The organism is Desulfogranum japonicum DSM 18378 (assembly GCF_000429945.1).
GTDB classification, from domain to species: domain Bacteria; phylum Desulfobacterota; class Desulfobulbia; order Desulfobulbales; family Desulfobulbaceae; genus Desulfogranum; species Desulfogranum japonicum.
Window position 1 is genome coordinate 33,987 of the sequence record NZ_AUCV01000028.1, and the last position, 14,670, is coordinate 48,656.

The window sequence follows — 14,670 nt, forward strand, 5'->3', positions numbered from 1 at the left end:
GGCTATGCATATCGACTTTCCTCTTGGATTCGACCACCTGGGCAAAACCGCTGCAACCAGCGATGAAGATCACATCAGGGATATGATCGAGCAGGTACTGTTCACCTCGCCCGGTGAGCGGGTCAACCGCCCGGATTTCGGCTGCGGCCTGCTACAGATGGTCTTTCATCCCAATAGCCCTGAGCTGGCTGCAGCTACCCAATTTACGGTCCAGGGCGCGTTGCAGCAGTGGCTGGGGGATCTGATCCAGATAGAGGCAGTAGAGGTTGACTGTGAAGAGGCACGCCTAGGGGTACAGGTGGAGTACGTCATACGTACCAGCCAGACACGAAAGAGCGAGCAATTCAACTGGAGTGCAGCATGAGCGCAACCTACTTTTGCTGTGATGAGGGCCGGCGCCAGGCTGTTCGCGAAACCATGGGGCCTGATAACAAGCCGGTGCTCAACGGCATCGACTATCTGGAGGTCGCTGAAACAGATCAACGGATTCTGCTTGTCCATTGTATTCATCCTCTGCCGGGCCAGACCAATGGCGTACCCCAGTCAGGTGCACTGACCGCTGATAACATCCTGGTGACTGGTGGAATGCGGGTAACCGATATCCTGGTAGAGGAGGTTGCCGCAACAGGTACCGTGTTACAGGTGCAGGTGGACCAGCCCGGTGATTTCTCCCTGTACCAGTTGGTTTTGGTGGCAGCGGCCACCCAGCCTGCGGAACCACCAGAGGGTTTTGATCCTCGGCTGGCCACCATTGAGTTTTCCTTCAAGGTACATTGCCCCAGTGTCTTTGACTGCTGTGGTCAGAGCCTTTGCCCCACGGAAAAGGCTCTGGAACCTGCCATCAATTATCTGGCCAAGGATTATGGCGGTTTCCGGCAGCTGATGCTGGACCGTCTTGCTGTGCTCAGCCCGGAATGGAAAGAGCGCCACTCCGCAGACCTGGGCATAACCCTGGTGGAGCTGCTGGCCCATGTGGGAGACCAGCTGAGCTACCAGCAGGACGCCGTGGCCACCGAGGCCTATCTTGACACGGCCCGCCGCCGGGTTTCCATCAAGCGCCATGCCCGCCTGGTGGATTATTTCATGCACGAGGGCTGCAATGCCCGGGTATGGGTCCAGGTGCTGATTGCAGCAGATGGATTGAACCTACCTGAAAAGACCCAGTTTTTCACTCGCTGCGCTGGCATGGGGGCAGGAATCCAACCCGGTTCAGATGAATACAGGAAGGCAATCAACGGGCCTGTACAGATATTTGAGGCCATGCATGCATCGGCACTGTTCAAGGGCCATAATTGCATATCCCTTTATACCTGGAGTGACGACCGTTGCTGCCTGCCCAAAGGGGCAACCAGCGCCACCCTGGACGGCCATTTTCCTGACCTGTTGGTTAGCGATGTCCTTATCCTGCTGGAAATGTATGACCCAAGGACAGGAGTAGCCGCAGATGCCGATCCTGCCCGCCGCCACCCTGTGCGCCTGACCCAGGTGTCTGCGTTGACACCAGCCGGAACCCAGCGTACCGATCCCCTTACAGGGGCGCAGATCACTGAAATAACCTGGCACCAGGATGATGCTCTGCCCTTCCCGATCTGTATTTCATCGGAGATCGAACAAGACGATAATACCATGCAGGTGATACCCGTTGGTTTTGCCCTGGGCAACATAATCCTTGCTGACCATGGCCGGACCTGTGCGGTTGAACCTCTTGGCATTGTTCCCAAAGACGAGGAAGGTTTCACGCCTATCGATGAATTATCGGACTGGTGCAGTGAAATTACACACCAATTTAAACCAGCGCGGTTTCGGCCTCAGTTGCAGCATCTGCCCCTGACCCATCAGGCCGTCAGAGGTGTTACAGCTCTCTCAGCGACTGGCATCACAGGCAAACCTCTCTATTATGATCCACAGGGGGGGGCCTGCGACGTTTTCAACGGCACACCCGAGGCAGCGCTGCCTGCAGTTGTACTCACTGATTGCGACATGTACACCTGGTTGCCCCAGCGTGACCTGCTTGCCAGCAGCCCCTTTGATAGAGACTTTGTGGTGGAGACGGAAAACGATGGTTCGGTGTTCCTCCGTTTTGGCGATGACGAGCACGGGATGCGACCCAATGCAGGGGTGGAGTTCCAGGCCACCTATCGGGTGGGCAACGGCACCAGCGGCAACATTGGTGCAGGCACCCTGGCCCACATCGTCACAGATACAAACGTGGTACGCCGGGTCTGGAATCCGCTGCCAGCCTCGGGCGGTATCGAACCGGAGAGCATGGAGGAGGTGCGCCGTTTTGCGCCTATTGCTTTCCGACAACAGGAACGGGCGGTTACAACCGAGGACTACGAGGCCATGGCCCGGAACTTCAGCGGGGTACAGAATGCTGCGGCCAATCTGCGCTGGACCGGCAGCTGGTACACCGTATTTTTGGTTATTGACCGCCTTGGCGGGTTACCCGTTGATACCGATTTTAGCGATGCTTTGCGGGCATACATGGAGAAATATCGCATGGCAGGACACGATATCGAGGTTATGGGACCGCAACTCGTACCCCTTGAAATCACCATGCGGATCTGCGTGCAGAGGGAGTATTTTCGCAGCGCTGTTTATCAGTCGCTTTTGCATATCTTTCACAACACCACCCTCGGAGATGGCCGCAAGGGCATGTTTCACCCGGACAGCTTTACCTTTGGCCAGCCGGTGTATGGCAGCGTCCTTATCGCTGCTGCCCAGGACGTTGCAGGGGTTGCCGAAGTCGAGCTGACAACCTTTCAGCGGCTGGATAAGCCGGGAACGGATGCCAGAGCAAGGGGAATTCTCCCCATGGGGCATGTTGAAATTGCCCTGCTGGACAATGACCCCAACTTTCCTGAACGTGGCAGGTTCCATATGGATGTACAGGGGGGAAAATGAGCGAAAAGTATCTTTCATTCGGCCAAAACACCCTGAACAGCTGTAACTGCTGCCAGGGCAAAAGCGAAGACACACCGGCAAGCATTGACAATCGACCTGGGCTTTCGGCCATCGCTTACCGTATCGGCAGTCATGCCCGGTTTAAACAAAGCATGCAGGCAAAACTGTCGGGGTCTACCTATCCTGCTCTCTCAGGCCTGACAACCCGGCAAAACAGTGATTTTTCCATTGCCCTTGTGGATGCCTGGGCCACGGTCTGCGATGTTTTGACCTTTTACCAGGAACGAATTGCCAATGAATCCTACCTGAAAACTGCCACAGAGCGTTTTTCTGTCCGGGAGCTTGGCAGGCTGGTGGGCTACACACTGAGCCCCGGTGTGGCCGCCAGTACCTGCCTGGCCTTTACCGTGGACGAACCAGCTCAACTGCCCGAGTCAGTTACCGAGTATTACCCTACCCTGGAGGACAACAGCTCCCAGGGCTACCAGACACCAGACCGAATTATCGTAGCAGTTGGGACCAAGGTGCAGAGTGTTCCCGGCCAGGACGAACTGCCCCAGACCTTTGAAACCATCCTGGAAATCGAGGCCCGGGTAGAATGGAATGCGCTGACTCCACGCCTGGCCCAACCGCAGGAGGTCAATTTCAGCACCACAACTCTTTATATCAAAGGAACAGGCCTTAATCTGCAGGTCGGCGGTCGAATTTTGATCATCCAGGGCAGCAAGGCTGAGCATCGCATCATTACCGAGGTAAAATCGGACACCACCCGTAATCGCACCGTCATTGCACTGAAAAACGAAGGAACGCCTGAACGACGGCAAAGGCTTGCCCCGACCGCGACGACGCAAATGCAAACAAAGAAGATAACAGCCTCCATGGGTACTACCTTGTCCACGGATGCGGAAAGCGAGACCCTCAACGTTGAAGTTTCCTTAAGTAAAGCCGCTGTCAACGAGCTGATTCTCAACCGTTTCTGGGAAGAGCAGGAGCTCCACGAGTTTATGGAGAGAAATGGCTGGGCTGCCAGGGACCTGATACGCGTTGTCCAGAAGATACTCAAGGAGTCAGCTACCGCAAACTCTGCAGAGGTGCATCTGTTGCAGGAGCAGGTCGGTTTTTTCGGCAATAACGCACCGCACCACGCGGCCCTTATCGGAGCAGGTGGGACCTGCCATTACTGCGACTATGAAGAGTGGACGATTCGGGATCTGCCGCCACTTCCGGATTCACCGGCGACCCCGTCACCACTTGGCCAGTATGATGAAGATTTTGTCTACCTTGAGCGAACCATCCAGGGAATCCTGCCGGAATCATGGGTACTTTTGTGTACCCCGGAGGGCATGCCCGAGCTGTTCAAGATCGAAAAGATCAATGAAAAATCGCTGGTGGGATTTGGCATGAGTGCAAGGGCTACGGGATTGAGCCTGAAAACCGTGGATGACGCCCCTCTGCCGGCTTCTCTCAACACGCAATTCAAGGTTCGCACTACAACAGCTTATCTCAAGAGCAAACAGCTGGAATTAACAGACATGCCGGTTTCCACAGAAACGCTTGCCAAGAGAGAGACGGCACTCACCCTGGGCAGGATGGTATGCGGACTCAAGAGAGGCCAGCTGGTGGCCTTACAGGGGGAGTTAGCGGAGCAGCCCGGGGTAACCGGCGGCGAGATATTGTGTATCGAGAAAATCCACCATGAGAAAGGTTACACCACCCTGACCTTCAAGGAGGGTGTGGCTGCCGCCTATGTCTATGCCACCATTACGCTCAACGCCAATGTGGCTGCCGCCACCCACGGTGAAACCGTTATGGAGGTGCTGGGCAGTGGTGACGGCAGCACAATCAACCAGAGCTTCCAGTTGCGTCAACCACCCCTGACCTATATCAGCGGTTCAACCGCCTCAGGTCGCGAGTCAACCCTGCAGGTGCGGGTTAATGATCTGCTCTGGGAAGAGGTGGAGGATTTTTTTGGTCGAGGTCCGGATGACCATATATATGTCACCAAACAGAACGAAGACGGCACGACCAGCGTACACTTTGGCGATGGCAAAACAGGAGCCCGGCTGCCCACCGGTCAGGAGAATGTGCGGGCCCACTACCGCACAGGCATCGGCACAGGCGGCAATGTCAAAGCCGGGCAACTGTCCCAGCTGATGTCACGGCCACTTGGTTTGAAGGAAGTCATCAATCCAGAAGAAGCCCGTGGTGGGGATGATTCGGAACCCCTGGCCAGGGCACGCCAAAACACACCTCTGCATGTCCTTACCCTTGATCGCATCGTCTCTTTCAAAGACTACGAGAATTTTGCCCGCAGTTTTGCAGGCATTGCCAAGGCACAGGCGAGCTTGAGCTGTGGTTCCACAGAGCAGATGATCATTATCACCGTATCCGGTCCGGAAGGGGCTGAAATTTTTCCTGATCAGGCCACATACAAAAATCTGATGCAGGCCATGCAGGATGCAGGTGACCCCCATGTGCAGCTGAGACTTACATCATACCGCAAAGCCTTTTTTCGCATTGCAGGAACGGTATGGAGCAATCCTGAGTACGAGCCGGATAAAGTGCAGGCCGCCCTCTCCCTGGCGTTGCGCTCACAGTTTGGCTTTGCGGCCCGCGAACTCACCCAGCCAGTACGACTAAGCGAAATCATCTCTGCCATACACGCCGTGCCCGGGGTCACTGCCGTGGACGTTGATTGTTTGCACCGAACAAACAAGACACCTGCACTGCAGCAACATCTGGAGGCAGAAACGGCCAGGTCCACTGCCAATGGCCACATCAACGCTGCTGAACTACTCCTGTTGGATACGACTTGCCTGTCAGCCCTGCATGTGGTGGCACGTGGCACACAAGCACCGTTTACGCGTGGGCGACATCTCTTCTCCCCCTCATTTCAGATGCCCAAAATCAGGTATAGTCCATGACCTTAACCCGCCAAAAAATATATGACTTGCTGCCGGCGATCCACCGCCTTCGCGACAGTGAACAAGGGGAGCCCCTCAAGGCCCTTTTGTCCGTCATCGCCAGCCAGGTTGAACTGCTCCAGGAAAACCTCGATCAGCTCTACGATGATCAATTCATTGAGACCTGCGCAGACTGGGCAGTCCCCTATATCGGTGACCTCATCGGCTACCAGGCGCTGCATGGCATTGTTCCGGATGTGAGCAGTCCCCGGGCAGAGGTGGCAAACACCATCAGCTATCGACGACGCAAGGGCACGGCTTCGATGCTGGAACAGTTGGCACAGGACGTAACCGGTTGGGATAGCCGGGTGGTAGAATTTTTTCAACTTCTGGCAACCACCCAGTTTATGAACCATGTACGCTTGAACAATCAATCTCTGATTTCTTTAAAACAGTGGGAACCCCTGGGAAATATTGGGACACCCTTTGACTCCATGGCGCATCTGGTGGACGTACGACGAATCAGCAACGGACGGGGAAAGTATAATATCCCCAATATCGGAATCTTTCTCTGGCGGCTGCAGGCCTATCCTTTGACAGACTCTCCAGCCGCTAAGCTCAATGATGACGTGGATGATCACCGCTATCTGTTTCATCCTCTGGGTATGGATATGGCCTTGTTTTCCAAACCCGTTCGGGAACGGGAAATATCCCATATTGCAGAACGAATTAATGTACCGATGGCGATCAGTCGTCGGGTCCTGAGTGAATATCTCGACGAGTATTATGGAAGAGAAAAGAGTTTTTCAATAACACGGGACGGTACACTCGTCTCTCCCGATCAGATCACGGTTTGCAACCTCTCAGATGCAGGAAGCGGCGCATGGGCTCACCAGCCGCCGGAAGAAGATGAGATTCAGGGTATTGAGGCCAGGGTGGCTGTTGACCCGGTTCTTGGCCGGATTGCTTTTCCGCAATCACTCAAACCTGAGGGATCGGTGAAGGTGAGCTTTCATTACGGGTTCAGCGCAGAGGTTGGTGGCGGCGAATATGAGCGTGCTGATACCCTTGCCCTTCAGGCAGTGGAACAGAGCTCGGTCATTCAGGTTCCAGGTGATTTCCCCACACTCCTTCAAGCCTTTGAAGAGGCGGCCAATCTCTATGGCCAGGGGGAGAAAAACGTCATTATCGAAATGACAGACAGTGGACGCTATGAAGAGACCCTGGTCTCAACCCTTCTTGAAAAACAGCGCATTGAACTTCGCGCGGCCAATGGCTGCAGGCCGACCATTGTTCTCCAGGAGGCCTGGGACATCAATGGGAAAAAGGAAAGTGAACTGGTTCTCAACGGCCTTCTGGTTTGCGGAGGGACACTCCAGCTCTCAGGTGACCGTACACGCCTGACATTGAACCATTGCACCCTGGTACCGGGGTTATTGGTATGTGCTGACGGTGAGCCATTGGAACCAGACAAGGCCAGTCTTGTCGGTGATCTATCAGCGGATAGCACCATCACCATTCGTCATTGCATAACCGGTGCCTTGCTGGTTAAGGATGGCCAGGTTGTCATCGAAAACTCGATTGTGGACGCAACATATTCTTCCCGAGTCGCCTTTGCCGGTCTCGATGGTGAAACGCCTGGAGCGGCAATGGATACCTTGAACGCCACAATTATCGGCAAAGTGCATGCTACAACAATTGGGTTAGCTACCAACACTGTATTCTGGTGCCACCTGAACGAGACAGACACGTGGCCCGCACCAATATGGATAGAAAGACGACAGATTGGCTGTATCCGCTTTTCCTTTTTGCCACATGACTCCCAGGTACCACGGCGATATCACTGTCAACCTGACCTGGAAATCGCACAACAAATCGAAGAAAAGGAAAAAACGCTCCAGCGGCAACTTTACGACTACGAAATCCAGGACATTACAGAGCACACCTGTGTTTGGCTGCTCCCCCGCTTTACGACGCTGCGCTATGGAATGGGCGGGTATGCACAACTGCGCAGCAATTGTCCGCTGCACATTCGGCAAGGAGCTGACGATGAGTCTGAAATGGGTGTTTTTCACGATCTTTACCAACCGCAACGGGAAATCAATCTGAGAACACGACTGGACGAGTACCTCAGATTTGGCCTGGAAGCAGGAATTTTTTACGTATCCTGAACGTAACTACTCATAGGGGAATCGGCGAAACTCCCCCAACCCCAGAATTTGTGACTGGTTACAGGGTGCCTGAGGTTTTCGCAAGCAGGCTGGCGTAGCGTATTTGTCATACGTAAGCTAGGCTAATCGCGGAAAGATCAGGTGCACAGTGAGCAGTTACTCCTGAACAATCAGGGATGGAGATAGATATGAAAGGTGATTTCAGTCGACTCACATTTAACCCCAAAAAACAGTTTAGCAGAGTGCTCTGGCAACAGGGCAAGGTGCAACTCGACTCAGAGTTGAATGAACAGCAGGCAATTCAGCAATATTTAAACATGGTTCAAACCCGTGATGTCATCGGGTGGAGCGGTGTACCGATAAACGGTGGGGGCTTTAAGATTGGTGTAACAGACGACCACACAGACCTGACCATTTCGCCTGGCCGTTTCTATGTGGATGGCCTTCTCGTTATTGCGGAGGCGGAGTCATGTCACATTGTTGATATCACCTCCTGGATTCCCGGAGAAAGTATAGACTCGGTCGTCCTGGAAACAACGATACTTGATGGAAAGCAACTCAAGGAAGATGAGTGGATTGAAGTCTTTATTGATGACCATTTTTCTAAAATAGTGAAAATCGAAAAGGTAGCTGTCGACACCATCACCTTTGCCTCAGGGCCAATTATTCTCACACCAAATTTTACTCTTTCAGAGGCCATTCCAGCGGTTCGGAGGGTCCACACCTACTCTGATCAACCGTTCTATCCGCAGCTCAAGCCGATATCATCGCTAAAAAGCGGAAACTATCTGGTGTATCTCGATGTATGGGAACGATTCATCTCGGCGATAGATGATCCAGATATTCGCGAGAAGGCACTTGGCGGCATAGAGACGACCTGCCGTTCAAAACTGATCTGGCAGGTGAAGCTCCTTCGTATTGGAAAAGATCCAGACTGTTCAGATTTTGGCCCGGATTGGACGCCATTACCCCCGGCTGGTGGCTCAATAAACGCGCGGACCGCCCCTGCTCCTGAGGTTGTCAGTGATTGTCTGCTTCCGCCCCAGTCAGGGTATCAAGGACTGGAGAATCAACTCTACCGTGTGGAAATTCACCAAGGCGGTCTGCTGGAAAAGGGCGGCGTAACCTTCAAGTGGTCCAGGGAGAATGGGTCGGTGGTAACCCCGGTACAGAAAATTGATGGCTCAACCATTACCGTGGAAAGTCTGGGGCCGGACGAGGTGAAGGGTTTTGCTGTTCATCAATGGGTTGAGTTACAACATGATGTTGATGAATTGCAGGGGTTGCCAGGCATAATGTGCACGATTGGTGAAGTATTGGACGCACACACCATCACCATAACAGAACAACCTGAGCAAATAGACCCAATCGCTCTTCATGCCAAACTCAGGCGATGGGAAGGATCAGGGGAGATACAAGCCGAGATTCCACAGGAAAATGACGGCTGGATCAAACTGGAAAACGAGATTGAGATTAAGTTTTCAGAAGGTCACTATAGCACCGGTGACTACTGGCTGATACCTGCCAGAAGCGGCCGATGTTCAGCACTCGGAACCATCGAATGGCCCCATGATGATAACGCAAAACCGCTGCCTCAACTTCCCCATGGGATTTCCCATCATTACGCGCCGCTGGCGATAATATCGCTCCTGGACGGCCAGTTTGACAATGCTCTACCTACTGATTGCCGCAACCAATTCCTTCCGTTGATTGATCTACCAGGTTCCGGTCAGACCTGCATGACACACTGCTGCACTCTGACGGTCGGAGACGGACGAATAAGCAGGGGCGACTTCAACGACCTGCAGGAAGCTCTTGACAACATGCCGGAGCAAGGCGGTTGTATCTGCGTCCTGCCTGGAAATCATTATGCCTGTGTCAAGTCAACAGGTTGCGAGAACATTCATATAAAAGGGTGCGGTATTCACAGCAAAATTTATCCAAGTCTGCATGATTCCAGTCAGCCGATTTTCGCCTTCTCATCCTGCCACAATATTACCTTGGAACACCTGACCTTGATCACTCTGACTGGAACGGCGATAGAGGTCAAAGACGTTGAAGATACGCCAACATCCGGACTTTTTATAGAGCGAAACACTATCCTGGGCTATACACACGCCATTGATATCCGCGTAGCAAATCAGCAAGCCGGCAATAACACGATTCGAATTCGCAACAACGAAATCGGCATCTGGGATCTTGAAGACGGAGGTGTTGCTGTTTTTTGCAGCGCCGATGACGTGGTTATTGAAGATAATCGGATAGTTGTGATACCACCGGTTAACCAGGAGAACAAGATTGATCCGCGGGTCCCGGATGGTCCGGAAGATGTAATTTTTGATCCATGTGCAGACAGAACTATCCTATATACAAGCCCTGACCTCATGAGCAGACTGGCTCTCTCGACACAGGACTACCTCAGAACCGCTCTAGCGGCATTACAGACAGGCTACAATGCCCGTGGCGGGATGCAGTTTGATGGCGGTTCGGAACATGTTCGTATCACAGCGAACACAGTTGTCGGTGGTACAGGAAACGGAGTGACCTTGGGTGCTTTGCCGGAGGAAAACTTTATTGATCCCAGAAGTAACGAGTATCTAGATACTGCCCATCTCAATGACCGTCAAAGGAGTTCATTAGAGAAAGGCCTCGATCCATTTTTGTACGAAATCATAGTTGCCGACAACACCATTACAAACATGGGCTTATCTGGTGTCGGGATGGTTACATTCATAGACCCAGAAGAAGTTGGCTTGATGATTTGCCTGGAGGATTCCTCAATCACAGATAACGTTATCACCCACTGTGCGAATCAGATCAATTTCACTTCAGATAAGAGTATCCAAATCGGTTACGGCGGCATTTCCCTGGCATGTTGTGAAAATGTTGCAATTTCTAATAATAGAATAGAAGACAACGGGCAAGGCTGCAACCAACCGATATGTGGAATATTCATCCAATATGGCGAGCTGGTTAATATCAGTGACAACCGGATTATTAACAACGGTCCGCAACGCACAACGACATCGCTGCCGTCATGGGCTCGTCACGGCGGCATAGTGATAACCATGGTTATTCAACCAGCAACACCAGCAATTACTGGAAATACTGTTGCTTCTCTGCGAAACGGTATATCTGCTCTAAAAATTCACGGCAACATCATTGTACAGCCCAAAGGACAAGCCCTCATGGTAATGGCCTTAGGCCCTCTTTCCATTGTTGGAAACCAATTCACATCTCAGGGGGTTGGTAGACTCAGTACGAATTCAGCTTATGGCCAATCTACTCTCCCTTGTGGAGTGATAACCATAATAAACCTTGGTGTTTCTCAGAATCTCCTTGAAACTCTACCGGTTGACCACCCACTCTCTCAGCTTTGGAGCCTCCAGAATATGACATCCAGTGGGATGGAATCGAAATATCAAACCTTACCAAACGGCAATGTATTATTTGCCGACAATCAGATAACCCTTGATATGCAACCAACCGACAGAAATATCTTCAGTGCTCAACTCATTGCAACCTTAGATGATGTTTCGTATACAAACAACCAATCCAATTGCACTTGCTTATATTCCGATGCACGTGAGGAAACTGCCGGTTCGTTGAAAATGGGTACCAATGGAATTATCCTTGGTGCTACGTCCAGAATAAACAACAACAGATTTCACGAGGGAATGAACAATACTGAAATCTCAGTAATATCAATCGGGCTTGCAAACACAACAACAGAAAACCAGGCAACTCACTGTATATTGGTGTTTGGATACATAAATTTCTCTCACAAAAAATCAAACACAATGTATCTCCACAATAATAAAGAGAATATATGCGCTAAGATCGCTGAGAATTACCTACCTATCTTAACGGAACATCAGACGAATAAATGGGGAATGATCGAATGAGTAGCAATGAAAATTCAAACCACGTTGACGTAGTCTTTACTCTTCTTCATACAAAAAGTAAGGAAGGGATGGACAATTTAAAAGTATTTCAAACAACAAAAAACAAAATGCTAAAAAAAGAAAAAGACAGATTGGAGCGAAAATATGGGGTAAATCATCCTCGCGTAAAAAGACTCTATGACCGCATTAAATCAACCAACACAGTCCTGAAAGAGCTTGATATTGAAAACCAGGAATCATACGTTGAGGTTCCTGAACAAGAGTGAAGCATGTACCACGTTCCATTAACGTGGTGACGATCAACCTTCATCCATTTGCAGCAGGGTTCTCACCTCCTCAGGTGAAGTCATGGCCAGGGCCTGCTCTGCAATTTTTTGGGCTTCAATGGTGTGTATATCCCGAACAGCGCCCTTCTGTCCTGGAATCATCGGGGCATTCATGCTCAATTCATCCACCCCTAATCCGATAAGCAACCCAGCAGCCTTGGGCATACCAGCTAAAGCCCCGCACATTCCGACATGAATATTGCAACGATGCGCGGCATCAATGGCCATTTTCATCATTCGCAGCACAGCGGGATGCAGAGGATCAGGAAGCAATGCCACCCGCGGATTGCCACGTTCTGCAGCCATCACATATTGACTGAGATCATTGGTACCAATGCTGAAAAAATTCACCAAAGGTGCCAGCTGATCGGCAACCGCCACAGCTGAGGGTACTTCGATCATGATACCAACCGGTATGTCATTGTTATAGCTTTGCTGATTACCACGAACCTGTCGTTTGGCTATTTCCAACAGGGCGATGGCATCTTTCAGTTCCTGAACAGTGCCAACCATGGGAAACATAATGTGAATACCGTTTCCATGGGATGCCCGCAGGATAGCGCGCAACTGACAAAGGAACAGCTCCTGATTAGCAAGGGTAAAACGAATTCCGCGCAGGCCGAGAAAAGGATTCCTTTCCTTTTCGCTGTGCAGGTAGGTGACAGGTTTGTCCCCTCCGATGTCCAGGGTACGAATTATTACCGGTCTGTTTTGCATCTCCTGGCCAACTGTTCGGTAAATATGATACTGCTCCTCCTCGTCAGGTGACGCATCCCGATCAAGAAAAAGAAATTCTGTGCGAAACAACCCTATCCCACGGGCATCATACTCCAGAGCCAGCGCGAGGTCTGGAGTCCCTGCAATATTGGCAGCAATCTGAATTTCAACACCATCCCTGGTAATAGCCGGTCCATGGCTTTGCTCTCTAAGTATCTGCCGTTTGTGTTCCTGTTCTCTTTGCCTGAAATAATACTCTGCAAGCGTTCTCTTATCAGGATGGGGATAGAGACACCCGCTTCCTCCATCAAGAATAACGGTTTGTCCATCCTTGACAAGAGAGAGGGCCTCCATAATTCCGGTTATCGTTGGTATTCCACGGGAGCCTGCAATGATGGCAGCATGGGAAGTCGGGCCACCTGCAGCCAGACACAGACCTAGAATCTTATCTTTAGGGAGTCCTGCCACTTCGGAAGGAGACAAGTCATGAACAATAAGTATGACCGGCTCTTCAAAATCAAATGAAGGTGTAAAGATATCAGAAAGTTGAACAAGGACAGCCCGTTGAATGTCGACCACATCTGCTGCACGCAAGCGCAGATAATCGTCGTCAATGTTACGATATTCTTCAGCGACCCCATCAGTAACCGTCTTCCAGGCATATTCAGCAGAATATTTTTCTTCAGTAATGAGCTTTTTTGCAGCCTGCCGAGTCTCGGCATCTTGCAGCAACAACTTATGAAAGGTGAAGATGTCAGCTTCCTCACTTCCAAAATCCTGCTCAGCTTTTTGCTCCAGCTGTTCACATTCCTCTATGGCGAGAAGTTGGGCTTTCTCCAGTCGTGCGACCTCAGCATCCACATCATCACACAAGACCAGTTCCACATCAGGCACTCTTATATCCGGTAATGCTGCGACACCAATTACAATACCCTCTGAAACCGGAATACCGCACAGGCCGTCTTCCATTTCGACGGAAAGCGTATTCGGCATGGCAAGAGGTTCAGCCACAAAGACAGCAGATGATTCGCCAAAAGATTCCCCATGTAATTTTCTGACTGCTTCTCTGGCCGCTTCTGCGTCCTCTCCCTGGAAACGAAAAATGACAGTTTCCCCTTGGCGGATGCCTAATGTGGTAACCTGGTTAATGCTTTTTGCATTCACCAGTTTACCATCTTTTTCTACACTGATATCTGCTTGAAAAGATCCTGCACAGCCGACAAGCCGGGATGCAGGACGGGCATGGAGTCCATTGGGATTATGGATAACCAGTCGCAGTTCAAGGCCACGGGGTGTAATGTTTTCTTCTGGCAGGGTGGATACAGCTTCATATCCAAGTTGACTGTTCTTTGCCCGAAGAGCATTTTCAGCTTCCCTGGCCACAACCTCCAGGTTTGCCCCCAAAGATGCCTGAATTGCAGCAACAAGAGTTCCCTCAATAACCGGAGCCGGGCTGAGTCGAACCAGTTCTTTTACCTCTGTATCGAGAAAATCCAGTGCAGTCTCAGCACTTAACAGAGCACTCCCGAGATCCATAAGCACCAGGACACCATCTCGTCCGGCAACCCTGTTTATGGCATCCATGACCTGCATTGGATCAGTGCCTATGGGATTTTCAGGATCATCAATCCCTCCCACAAAGGCTATCTGTTCCATCTGTGGAACCATCTGGGCAACCAGTTCCTTCAGACCGGCAACCAGAGTACGGCTATGGGAAACTACCACTATTCCGACCATTCTTTCA

7 protein-coding genes are annotated in these 14,670 nt (G+C 51.4%); 6 read left to right on the forward strand and 1 reads right to left on the reverse strand.

Going from position 1 to position 14,670, the window contains the following annotated elements:
- The first annotated feature begins 4 nt into the window (after nt 1-4).
- The 6 genes from G493_RS0113280 to G493_RS0113305 all read left to right on the forward strand — a co-directional run bounded on the left by G493_RS0113280 (nt 5) and on the right by G493_RS0113305 (nt 12,149).
- On the forward strand, nt 5-364 hold the full coding sequence (locus tag G493_RS0113280) for a GPW/gp25 family protein (protein WP_028580796.1): 360 nt from the start codon (nt 5-7) through the stop codon (nt 362-364).
- The gene (locus G493_RS0113285; protein WP_028580797.1) at nt 361-2,904 is read left to right on the forward strand and encodes a putative baseplate assembly protein; all 2,544 of its coding nucleotides are present in this window, start codon (nt 361-363) and stop codon (nt 2,902-2,904) included. The genes G493_RS0113280 and G493_RS0113285 overlap by 4 nt, the downstream gene beginning before the upstream one ends.
- On the forward strand, nt 2,901-5,828 hold the full coding sequence (locus G493_RS32215) for a putative baseplate assembly protein (protein ID WP_028580798.1): 2,928 nt from the start codon (nt 2,901-2,903) through the stop codon (nt 5,826-5,828). The genes G493_RS0113285 and G493_RS32215 overlap by 4 nt, the downstream gene beginning before the upstream one ends.
- A complete protein-coding gene (locus G493_RS29175) occupies nt 5,825-7,978 on the forward strand; it encodes a hypothetical protein (protein WP_051309286.1) in 2,154 nt (717 codons plus the stop codon). Before G493_RS32215 ends, G493_RS29175 begins: the two co-directional genes overlap by 4 nt.
- A 188-nt stretch (nt 7,979-8,166) precedes the next feature.
- Nucleotides 8,167-11,883, forward strand: coding sequence for a DUF6519 domain-containing protein (locus G493_RS0113300; protein ID WP_028580799.1), 3,717 nt, complete (start codon nt 8,167-8,169; stop codon nt 11,881-11,883).
- Nucleotides 11,880-12,149 carry a hypothetical protein gene (locus G493_RS0113305; RefSeq protein ID WP_028580800.1) on the forward strand — a complete coding sequence of 90 codons (270 nt, stop codon included), beginning with the start codon at nt 11,880-11,882 and terminating at the stop codon, nt 12,147-12,149. Before G493_RS0113300 ends, G493_RS0113305 begins: the two co-directional genes overlap by 4 nt.
- A 33-nt stretch (nt 12,150-12,182) precedes the next feature.
- Here the strand turns inward: G493_RS0113305 and ptsP are convergent, their stop codons facing one another.
- Complete coding sequence (gene ptsP, locus G493_RS0113310; RefSeq protein ID WP_028580801.1) at nt 12,183-14,663, reverse strand: phosphoenolpyruvate--protein phosphotransferase; 2,481 nt, start codon at nt 14,661-14,663, stop codon at nt 12,183-12,185.
- Nucleotides 14,664-14,670: the final 7 nt, after the last annotated feature.